11 protein-coding genes are annotated in these 9,825 nt (G+C 64.5%); 4 read left to right on the top strand and 7 right to left on the bottom strand.

Going from position 1 to position 9,825, the window contains the following annotated elements; genetic code table 11:
* Positions 1–268 precede the first annotated feature (268 nt).
* The gene (locus ABZ909_RS43000) at positions 269–1,504 is read right to left on the bottom strand and encodes a transposase (RefSeq protein WP_357012133.1); all 1,236 of its coding nucleotides are present in this window, start codon (positions 1,502–1,504) and stop codon (positions 269–271) included.
* Here ABZ909_RS43000 and ABZ909_RS42995 point away from each other — a divergent pair.
* A complete protein-coding gene (locus tag ABZ909_RS42995) occupies positions 1,484–1,933 on the top strand; it encodes a hypothetical protein (RefSeq protein WP_357012135.1) in 450 nt (149 codons plus the stop codon). The two genes, ABZ909_RS43000 and ABZ909_RS42995, sit on opposite strands and share 21 nt — an antisense overlap.
* Before the next feature lie 250 nt (positions 1,934–2,183).
* Here ABZ909_RS42995 and ABZ909_RS42990 read toward each other — a convergent pair whose 3' ends face one another.
* The 3 genes from ABZ909_RS42990 to acpM all read right to left on the bottom strand — a co-directional run bounded on the left by ABZ909_RS42990 (position 2,184) and on the right by acpM (position 4,676).
* On the bottom strand, positions 2,184–3,557 hold the full coding sequence (locus ABZ909_RS42990) for an alpha/beta hydrolase domain-containing protein (RefSeq protein ID WP_357012131.1): 1,374 nt from the start codon (positions 3,555–3,557) through the stop codon (positions 2,184–2,186).
* A gap of 327 nt (positions 3,558–3,884) precedes the next feature.
* On the bottom strand, positions 3,885–4,310 hold the full coding sequence (locus ABZ909_RS42985; protein WP_357012128.1) for an SRPBCC domain-containing protein: 426 nt from the start codon (positions 4,308–4,310) through the stop codon (positions 3,885–3,887).
* A 60-nt stretch (positions 4,311–4,370) separates the two neighbouring features.
* The gene (acpM, locus tag ABZ909_RS42980; RefSeq protein WP_357012126.1) at positions 4,371–4,676 is read right to left on the bottom strand and encodes a meromycolate extension acyl carrier protein AcpM; all 306 of its coding nucleotides are present in this window, start codon (positions 4,674–4,676) and stop codon (positions 4,371–4,373) included.
* Between the two features lie 120 nt (positions 4,677–4,796).
* Between acpM and ABZ909_RS42975 the strand changes: the two genes are divergently transcribed.
* The 3 genes from ABZ909_RS42975 to ABZ909_RS42965 all read left to right on the top strand — a co-directional run bounded on the left by ABZ909_RS42975 (position 4,797) and on the right by ABZ909_RS42965 (position 6,856).
* A complete protein-coding gene (locus ABZ909_RS42975; RefSeq protein ID WP_357012123.1) occupies positions 4,797–5,897 on the top strand; it encodes a MerR family transcriptional regulator in 1,101 nt (366 codons plus the stop codon).
* Positions 5,898–6,056: 159 nt separating this feature from the next.
* A complete protein-coding gene (locus ABZ909_RS42970; RefSeq protein WP_357012121.1) occupies positions 6,057–6,404 on the top strand; it encodes a GntR family transcriptional regulator in 348 nt (115 codons plus the stop codon).
* Positions 6,404–6,856, top strand: coding sequence for a hypothetical protein (locus ABZ909_RS42965; RefSeq protein ID WP_357012119.1), 453 nt, complete (start codon positions 6,404–6,406; stop codon positions 6,854–6,856). Before ABZ909_RS42970 ends, ABZ909_RS42965 begins: the two co-directional genes overlap by 1 nt.
* 88 nt (positions 6,857–6,944) lie before the next feature.
* On the opposite strand, the gene ABZ909_RS42960 is transcribed toward ABZ909_RS42965, so the two are convergent.
* From ABZ909_RS42960 to ABZ909_RS42950, 3 genes are all read right to left on the bottom strand, one after another.
* On the bottom strand, positions 6,945–7,715 hold the full coding sequence (locus tag ABZ909_RS42960; protein ID WP_357012116.1) for a MerR family transcriptional regulator: 771 nt from the start codon (positions 7,713–7,715) through the stop codon (positions 6,945–6,947).
* 314 nt (positions 7,716–8,029) lie between these two features.
* Entirely contained in the window at positions 8,030–8,518 is a 489-nt protein-coding gene (locus ABZ909_RS42955; RefSeq protein ID WP_357012114.1) for a hypothetical protein, read from the bottom strand.
* Between the two features lie 78 nt (positions 8,519–8,596).
* Positions 8,597–9,634 (bottom strand): hypothetical protein, encoded by a 1,038-nt coding sequence (locus ABZ909_RS42950; protein WP_357012111.1) that lies wholly within the window; start codon positions 9,632–9,634, stop codon positions 8,597–8,599.
* Positions 9,635–9,825 lie beyond the last annotated feature (191 nt).

Here is a 9,825-nt window from a genome sequence, read left to right as displayed (position 1 = left end):
CACAAAGGGGACAGTCGAAGACGTCAGTCAAGCGGAGAGTCAGACCCACCGAAACGTCACCAAGGTCATCATCACAGTCAAGCGGTTCGGTCGGTGCCCTGGTCTGTCGTCGTCCCGGCATAGCGGTAATGGGGTTGGTTCCCTGCAGCGTGTAATCGGGTTGAGGTGACGACGGGTCCGGGCTGCCCATGATGTGCGACGAGATCACCAGGGGTGTCTCGATGCCGCGTGGGGCTCGCCCCGACCTTCCGCTCGACGGTCGGCTTGTTCAGGCGGCGGTCGAGATCATGGCGGGCTCGGTCGTGGTGGTGCCGTGGGTGGCGATGTGTGGGTCCCAGGGTTGTCGGGTCGTGACGACCGCATGTAGTTGGCGCAGGATCGCCGCGGCGATCACGGCCTGTGCTTGGGTGGGGGTGAGCGGGTTGGTTTCTCGGGTGGTCAGGTGCTGGTAGCGGGCGGCATAGACCGTGTTGGCGCGTTGGGTGCCCCACACGCCTCGCCAGGCGGCCAGCCGCAGCCCGGGACGGCCCGCTCCGGTAAGCCGGGCGCGGCCGGTGAAGGCACCGGATTTCTTCTCCCGCGGCGCGAGACCGGCGTGTTTGACCACAGCGCGAGCCGACGGGAACCGGGCCGGGTCACCGGTTTCGGCCAGAATCGCCGCAGCCCCGACCGCGGACAATCCGACGATCGAGGTGACAAGATCAGTGAGCTGGAGTTCATCGAGGATGCTGGTCATGCGGGCCTCGGTGTCGGCCAGGCGCCGCTTGCCCTCGGCCCAGTCCTCCAGCAGCAGATGCACCCGTTCCAGCGCGCCGCGCCGGTGCGCGAGCACCCCAGCCGGATCATCCAGTGCTGCATAGAGTTTCCCAGTGATCCGAAAGCACGCCCGCTTCGCACCGCCACGGGTGACCTCACCACGGACCAGGCGCTCGAGCCGGTCACGACCCAACCGGCGAGTGCGCGCGAACTCACCGCCGTCGCGACCGCAGATCACCCGCAACGCCGCCATCCAGGTCCGAGACTTGAACGGCTGCTGGGCCGCCTCGAGCGCGGCCGGCCACACGCACTCGAGCAAGGCCCGGATCTGCTGGACCTGAGAAACCATGTCCACCAGCAACTGCTCGCGGCGCGCACCCAGATGCCGCAACCGGCACCAGGTCTCATCCACGGGTTCGGGCGCATAACACCGCAACTGCGCGGTCAACCGCGCGATCAGTACCGCATCTTTCTCATCGGTCTTGTCCGTAGTGAGGTCCTCAGCGCGGCGTGACCAGGCGGTCATCACCGGTTGCACGCACACGAACAACATGTTCCGGTCGGCGGCCAACTGCCCCAGCACCCGCCACCGATGCCCAGTCGGCTCACACGCCACCGTCACCCCAGCGAAACCGGCCACCGCGGCACGACCGGCAGCCCACTCCAACGCAGCACCCATATCCCAGGCACGGCACCTGAATGTTCTGCGGGCCAGTACTTTCGAGTCATGGTCACACACAACGACCATCTGTTTACGGTCGGCCAGATCGATCCCGACGATCGCGTTGGCTACCGGCACCAACGCCCGCAGCCGGGTCAGCCGCGCGTTACGGTTGCGATCACCCCGGGATACACCGCAACCGTTACCCATGGAACGTTCTCCTGCTCCTGCGATGGGACACCAAGCCCGACAAGCGCATCAGGAGGACGTTCCCCACGTCCAGGAAACCGACGCACTAAACGTCTTTCTATGCCGATGAGCGAGCACCGTGTCGGTTCCGTTTTCACCGGCAGCGACCCGCTCGTGGTGCTCAACCTGCGATCGCCGTCCACGAGTGCCCCGCAGCAGGGAGATGACATGCGACCGCTCGAGATCGCTTGGACCGACCTACTCACCGACATGGCTGAGATCAATAACACCGTCCGGCTATGGGATGTCGCCACCGGTCGGAAGTAACAGTCTCCGCTGGTGAGACGCGTGCGCGTAGTGGTCGTATCCCCCCGAAAGCTTATTCGCCTGAACACCGTTGCATTGCAACGCCTTTCAAGCATTTCGGAGGGGCTACCGACTTGAACCCCCCACGGCCGCTATGTCGAAGGTCGGAGCAGCACCTCCGGCGTCGACCTGCGTGACGACGCGAGCATCACTTCCGAATTCATCGACGCCATAAGTTCTCACGCGGTGACCACCAACTGATCGGTGGCGGCTACCGGGATGCGTCCTTGGTGCTCAACGCTTGATTCGCGGCTGCCGTGGCGAGGATTTCCGGTACGTCCTCAGCCAGCAGGAAGCCTGCCGCGACCGTCTTGTCGGTTGCCGCTCGGAATGCTGGTAGGTAGTCATCCGGAGGGGGTCCCGGGAGTGGTCGCGTGCAGCCGAACATGATCGCCGGGCCGCCGCCCTCCTGCCCGAGCCCGGACAACACCGCCAATGGTACGTCCAGCCACGGCGTGCGGATGCCGCCCAGCGCGTTGCCATGGACGTCCAGCACCAGCTCCCCAGCGGATACCGTGAGCCGATCGGCCTGTGCCGGAGCGGGTCCGCCGTCGGCCCATTGGGACAGCGCCGCGATGGCTCGCTGCACGACGTAGTGATGTTGTGGCCCGGAATTGATCGGCTCAGGGAATTCGACGCCCAGTGGATTGCGTCGCGGCGCCATCCGCTCGGCCAGTTCCTCTGCGGTCAGTGAGCCCGAGTCGGTGAACGATGCGCCGACGCTGTAGGAGTCCGCGTGCGCGGCGCCGGCCAGCTCCCAGAGCCGGAACCGGTCGGAGTCGGGCTGGCGGGAGTCGATCGAGCGCATGAGACCGACCACCTCGAACTCGGTTTGGAGCACGAGCACCGGCGCGATCGAATCCGCACGCACCCGCGTACCGCCGTCCAGCGCCTCGGGGTCCACCAAGCCGGTCAGCGTGGCAGGGCGGCCCGGCCGCCCGTCGATGAGGTACGCGTCGTAAGGCGAGCCATGCGGCGCAATGGCATTCACAAATGTGACGAGCGCGGCCGCGGATTGCGACTGCCCGGCCGCGAGCAGCTGCCGGGTCCCCGGCAGCAGCCTTCGAACCAGTTCTCCCGCCTGCCGGTAGATGTCGTAGCAGTACGCATCCCCGGGATGCGAAAGATCGGCGTACCGCACCGGATCCGACTGCTTCAGTGGCGGCAGCAGGATCGAGTTCCAGGTGTCGTCCCCCTCGGCCGCCGCGGCCATGACGCTGCCGCCGTGGATCGGCGCGTACTGCGCGGAAACTCCGATCCAGGCCATCCGGGCCCGGATGAGATGCCGGTGTGCCAGCAGCCAGATCGGCGGCGCGTCTGCACCGGAGGAGGCGTTGAGCCACTCCACGACAGCGGTTCCGCAGTAGCCCTCGACCGGCCGGTACACCACGAGTCTGGTCGTGAACGGTGCGAGGCCGTCCGGCTCGGTCGCCCACTCCCCGTCGTCACCGGCCGAGCCGCTCAAGCGGTAGGACCCGGCCGTACCGGACAGGAAGTACTCCTCGGCGACGTAACCGACATCAGACAGTGGGAAGAACGTCGAGATCAGATTGATCGGACCAGCCACCGGACCGGAAAGCTCCATCTCGAAACCCTAACAAGTGCTTGGTTTTTGGACAATCGCCGGACTCGCGCCGACCCGGCACCGGGCGGGTCACTCCGGCCTGGCTGGCCAGCCCGCCAGCATGTACCCCAAATCGGCACATGAGCGTCCCATTCCACCGCAACAATCCCGCCAATCGAAACGCACTACAGTGCCCGTGGCGCGCTGACCGAGTCGGCCAGTGCCAGACCGCCAAAGATCAACGCGCAGAGCGTCGTACGGGTGCCAGCCGAGCACGCTCATGCTGAGTTGAGTGCCTTTCGTGGAACGGCCGTCGGCGGGTCGGCCACTCTCCTTACCCTGCGAGACTCAGTGGTGGATCACCTCACCGAGCCGCGGCAGAAGGAGCCGTTTCCAGCTGCGCTCGACGGCGTTGCGCACCATGCGTTGTCGGCGGTCTCCGATGTCGAACCCTGTCTGTGTCAGCAGAAGTCGTGTGCCACGTCCCTGCGGCTGTAACAGCCAGTTGACAACACAGCGGGCGGGATAGTGGGCCTGGGGATAGACCCAACTGTAGGTGAGCTGCTCGTATGGCCGGGCCGCCAGCACCTCGCAGCGGATCTGATCGATGGCCGAGTCCGGAACGGTGAACCGGAAGCGAGTCCCGACTGATGCTGTGAACCCGGTCGGTCGCAGCAACCACCGCTGCAGCAAGTCCGGCTCGGTCAACGCCCGCCATACAGTCTCCGGCGGCTGCTGGAAGAAGTTGCCGAGCTCGACCGCGGCGGGATTCAACTGCGGATCAGCGATCACCGGCGCACCACCTCCGCGAAGCCCCGGACCGGCCAGTGCTGCTCAATTCGCCTGGCCTTCCTTGAATTTCGCTTCCATGTCGGCCGCGAGTTGCGGCTGCTGGGCCTCCATCTTCTGGACATATACGACGGCATCGCCGACGGTCCGCAGGCTCGCCAGGTCTTCATCGGGGATCTTCACCTCGTACTTGTCCTCCAACTGCACGGCGATCTCCACCAGCGACAGCGAGTCGATCTCCAGATCGTCGACGAACGACTTGGCGAGCACCACGTCCGCAGCGTCGATGCCGGTCACCTCCTCGACGATCTCCGCGATGCCAGCGATGATTTCTTCCTGCGTGGTAGCCACGACTCACCCTTTCTCGGTGCAATCACCTGTCCGCGCCGACCGGAGGCCCGGTGCCTCGGTGGAGCCGAGCGGCAGTGCCCGTACGCTAAGAGCTCCAGTGGGGTGGAGGTTCAACAGGTTGTGACGGACGACACACGGTCCGGTGTGCTGGTGAGCATCGGAGAGTTGGCGCGCAGGACCGGGCTCGCGGTGCGAACGATCCGGTTCTACTGCGACGAAGGCATTCTGGAAGCGCAGCGCAGCACAGGCGGGCATCGGATGTTCGACGCCGACAGCGCCACCGAACGACTGCTCCTGGTACGGCGGCTGCGCACGCTGGGCCTCGGCCTCGATTCGATCACCGGCGTGCTGCACGAGCAACGGTCGCTGGCAGAAGCCATCGCTGCCGAAAGTGCGCGACTGGACGTCGAATTGAGGTCAATGGCGTGGCGGCGGGCATCACTGCGTGCTATCGAGACCGCGGCCCCGGCACAGCGGCCTGTGCGACTGGCGTTGCTGGCTGCCGCGCAGGACGGAGCTGCGGTCCACGATTGCCTGGTCCGCTTCTGGCGGCGCATCCTCGCACCGCTATCGCGAGCCGCCAGCGATCCGTGGGTGTGCTGGAACGTCCCGCACCCACCCGCTGATCCGTCCGTCGACGAGGTTGTCGCGTACGCCGAGTTGGCCGCGCTCGTGGCCGACCCCGACGTGACCAGTATTGTGCGACAGCAATACTGGCGGAGCCGGCCGGAGCTGATTCGTGATGCGCACGCGCTGTACGTCGAGGTGGGCGATGTGATGGTGGACGTGGTATCACTCGTCACCGAAGGCGTCCGGCCGCACCGCGGCAGCGAACTCGACCGATTCGTCATCGCCCACGCCCACGCGCGTGGCGAACGCGACACCCCACGGTTCCGCGAGCAAATGCTGATCGACGCCACCGATACCGACCACCGGATCCATCGATACTGGGCGCTGACCAGCCAATTCCTCGGCACCCGGGTCACCATCGGACAAGCCCACAACTGGCTCTACGACGCCCTGACCAGCCCCACCGACCTCGCCGACGAACCAGTCAGCCAGCAGGCCGCACTCCCAGGGGAACACCGGTCCGGTTCCGACCACGAGCCCGAGAACGCTCGCCGTCGAGCCGCCCGCCGAGCCGAACTACTGCGGCAAATTGCTGTAGGACCGGCTCGTCGCGAACCTGAATCGTTGGTGAACGCACAGAAATGCCGCTGACCGCGCTGACCGAACCGGCCAGCGCGGGCGCGTGAAAGATCAACGGGCAGGGGTCATCTGAGCCCGCCGGCCAAACCTCGTCAGTGCACGGGTAATGCCGATGTTCGGGCAATTCAAGCAGTGCGACACCTCGATAATAGTGCTAGTTTCATCAGCATCATGCTGTGGCATATCGAACCAACTTCCCGGGCCTCGCTGCAAGATCAGATCGCGGCGTGCGTTCGGCGTGCGGTCACCGCCGGGGAGTTGGTGGTCAACGAACAGCTCCCTCCCGCAGCCGAACTGGCGGAGGCGTTGTCGGTCGACCGTAATACCGTCCTGGCCGCATATCGGCGGCTCCGGGAAGAAGGGGTCGTCGACTTTCGGCGCGGGCGCGGCGTTCGTGTCACTGCGACGGCACCCATTTCGGCCCCGGTGGAGCAGGCGGCCCGCCAGCTGATCGAGTTTGCGCGCGCCAACGGTTACAGCAAGGCCGAGGTGCTCGGTCTGATCGAGGAGTTGATGTGATGTCCCCCGCGACGGTCTACACCTGCCGCGTCACCAACTGGCCGATGTTTCGTTTGAACATCATCCTTCTCGTTGTCCTCGGCAGTGCCTTCTTCACAGGCAGCGGGCCATGGTGGGGGTTCGCTCTCCTGACCTTCAGCCTGCTGCTCAATCTCGTTCTGGCCGTAGTCGCGATCAGCCAGCGCGTTACCGCGGGCCCCACTGGCCTGACAGTGAGTCTCGGCCCCTTGGGGTTTCCGCGCGTCAAAGTTGCGCGTGCGAGGATCACCCACGCTGAGACGATCCCTTCGACACCAGCCTGGTCAGGCGTGCCCTGGAAGCCGAAACGGGGTTGGCTGCTGACTCCGAAATCTGGCCCCGCGCTGCGCGTGCGGTTGGCCAGTGGCCGTATCCTTACCATCTCGATGCCAGAGCCAGCCGCCGCGATCTGGGCGATGGGTATCACGCCGTAGTCGTGCGCTGAACGCACTCAATTGCCGCATACCGCGCTGACCGAACCGGCCAGCGAGGGGCAATCCGGATGGTATGGGCGGCTGTCGGTTACGTGAGCCTGATATCCGCGAAGACCACCATCGCGTCGCGGTAGTAGGCGGCCAGTCCCGGAGCGATCTGATCGAAACTCGCGGTGGCGCTGGGGTCGTCGAGGTAGGTCTGGGCAAGTTGTTTGAACATTTGCGCGTCCGGGGTCCAAGTGGCACTGAGGAGTTGGTATGCGGCGTCGATCTCGGACTGCACGGCCGCATCGCCGACAGGCGTTCCCGATGCCATCAGCTCAGCCATGCGGATCATCGCCGCGGTCGTTTCCTTCTGCATTCGCTCGATTTCCTCGGCTGACAGCGAGTCGGTGTACGCCTTCGAGCGCTCGAACGCCTCCGCCTGATCGGGCCAGCGTTTCAGCGCGTCCGGTTCGTACCGGCTCGGGTCGAATCCCTCGAAAAGGTTCTCCGGCCTGTTGATCTGGGACATGCCCGGTGTTCCTTCCTGTGCCTGGAGTTCCTCGATAGTGCGGGCGACCGTGTGCACCACTCGATCGAGACGGTCGCGCTCACAAAGCAATCGCGCGTGGTGTTCCCGCAGCGCCACCAATCGATCGGTCTGCCGATCGAGAATCGCGGCGATCTCATCGAGCCCGAGGTCCAGTTCCCGCAGCACCAGAATCTGCTGCAGGCGCAGCAGTTGAGTTTGGTCGTAGAAGCGGTAGCCGTTACTGCGGACGCCCGCCGGCGGCAGCAGGCCGATCTCGTCGTAGTGTCGAAGCGTCCGTTTTGTCACCCCGGACATACGGGCAACTTCCACAATCGACCAGGACACGACCCACTCCTCACCGCACTGGAACCCTGCCGGTCCATCCGGCATCTCGACGCTAAACATTCACGTAGCGTGAACCTCAAGACCACAACCAGCACGATCGGTACCACGGTTTCACCGTGGTGGCCGGATGGGCCCGCAGTACCAGCTAGGCAATCGCGCTCAGCACATCCGCTACTGCCGCATGTCGCGCTGACCGAACAGGCCAGCGCGGGGCGCCGGCGGCCGGAACCTGGTGCGGTGCAGAACGTCCGCTACTGCCTGCGAATTGAGTACGTGCGAAGCCATGCGCTTGGACGGCCACTGGATGGGCTCGCTTAAAAGGCCATGTCCTCGGGAAAACCGTAGCCTCGGTCGTAGCCGTTCCACTGGATCGTAATCCGCTCGGGTGGAGTCTCCTTGCCCAAGATGTCACGGAACGCTGAAACATCCAGGTCGGCGACACCCTGGCAGATTCGACGATCGTTGTACCAGTCGATGGAGCGCGACCAGAAAGGCGTCTCTGGCTCCGGAGTCCAGCCTGCTTCGATCATTTGCGGTTGATCGCCCAGGGCTATCCCCCCGAACTCGGTCCCAGGACAACTGACATCGGTGACCTCCACTTCCAGCCTTCCCTGCCAACCGCCCCAACCAGTCCAACCGAATGGTCCCGGGTCGCCGAGATTGCCCTCCGCCAACGCTATTTGAGCCCACAACGCTTCGCGCTCATCCCTGACCCAGATGAAGTTGAAGACGTCCACGCCCATGAGCTCGTCGGCCAGTCTTCGCCCGAACCGCACCCAGGGATCAGTCTCGGTGTCAGTCAACAGTTCCTCCCCGTGTCACCAAATCGATGCCACCGTATCCTGTAAGTAGCCGATGACCGTTCATGCATTTGGCGTTCGTCACATGTCGGCCCGATCCAGTCCCAACTCGGAGATCAGGTAGCTCATCGTGGGATCGGCACTTGCGCTGAACGCAAGCTCGCGAGGATGCGTAACGCCGAGGACGTCACGAAAGGTGGCCACAGTGCGAACTGTCGTGTCTCGCACCGTCGGATGGACGCCCGCCCGAGTCGTCGGCCCGACCCAGATCGGGTCATCGACACCGTCGGCGTGATCTGGAGCCCATTGCCATCCCACTCTGGTCAGCCGTTTGTTCAGCTCATCGAGCTCCAATCCCGCTTCATCCCAGACGATGCACTCGTTGTGCAGCATCGGACGGTTCGGGTCGTTGAAGAAGGTGACGACACAGGAATCACGACCTCGCGCGGGCATGGACAACACCAGAACCTGCCCCAGCGGCAGTGTGGTCAAAGCCCAATCCAGACGCTGGCCGAGATCTCCCCACTCCGCGCACCGCTGGGGCACACCACGTTTCGTAGGACGATCGGATTCGACAGACTCCAACGGCGAGATTCCACGAAGGTCATCGACCGGCCCGTCGTTGTTCCACGCCCGATAACGCAACCGTTCGGGACTCGCACTCAATCCGGTGCGCAGAACTTCGATCACGTCAGCAGCGATCTCGTCTTTGTAGTCGGCACTGTGCCGCCAACCGGTCTCCCAAACGCCCTTCCATGCAGTGGACTGCCGCCACTGCGCTTCTTCGATCGGCTGTAGATCCGATGTCAATGACCTGTGCGAGGTGCGCTGCGAACGCAGGACCGCCAGGAATCGATCCACGGTAAGCGGGTCCTGCGGCTCTGACACCCTGATTTCGACGTACTCGTCCTCAGCGCAGAACACCACCCGGTGGTCGGTCTTCTCATCACGCAGTTCGACGCACTCCCCGGTCGGAGGCCACCGGAGCCGGAACTGATCGTCGTAGTCCGGAAAAAGAAACATCGGCATGTCTTCAAACAGACGCGCCCAATCGTTATCAGCCACTTCGCCCCAACCCTCCGAGTAATCGCCGACAACGATACGAACAACTGCGGACACCAGCACACCAGGGCCACACCAGTGCCTGCGAACACACTATTCTGCCGCATACCGCGCTGACCGAACCGGCCAGCGCGGCACGCCGAAGATCAACCAGCCGTGCCGATCTGAGCGCCGCGCGGACGCCCGCTAGTGCCGAATTTCGTGCACAACTGGAGGGTGAAACTAGCGGTGTCGACCTTTTGCCGCCT

It is taken from the genome of Nocardia sp. NPDC046763 (assembly GCF_040645495.1).
GTDB lineage: Bacteria > Actinomycetota > Actinomycetes > Mycobacteriales > Mycobacteriaceae > Nocardia.
The sequence above is the reverse complement of the archived record's forward strand: the minus strand, read 5'-3'. Positions and strand labels throughout refer to the sequence as shown.

What these genes read in the sequence shown, in the direction of transcription:
- ABZ909_RS42965 (WP_357012119.1), top strand. Translation starts at nt 6,404, where the DNA reads ATGTCCCCCGCGACGGTCTACACCTGCCGCGTCACCAACTGGCCGATG.
- ABZ909_RS42995 (WP_357012135.1), top strand. Translation starts at nt 1,484, where the DNA reads ATGGTCACACACAACGACCATCTGTTTACGGTCGGCCAGATCGATCCC.
- ABZ909_RS42970 (WP_357012121.1), top strand. Translation starts at nt 6,057, where the DNA reads ATGCTGTGGCATATCGAACCAACTTCCCGGGCCTCGCTGCAAGATCAG.
- ABZ909_RS43000 (WP_357012133.1), bottom strand. Translation starts at nt 1,504, where the DNA reads ATGGTCGTTGTGTGTGACCATGACTCGAAAGTACTGGCCCGCAGAACA.
- ABZ909_RS42990 (WP_357012131.1), bottom strand. Translation starts at nt 3,557, where the DNA reads ATGGAGCTTTCCGGTCCGGTGGCTGGTCCGATCAATCTGATCTCGACG.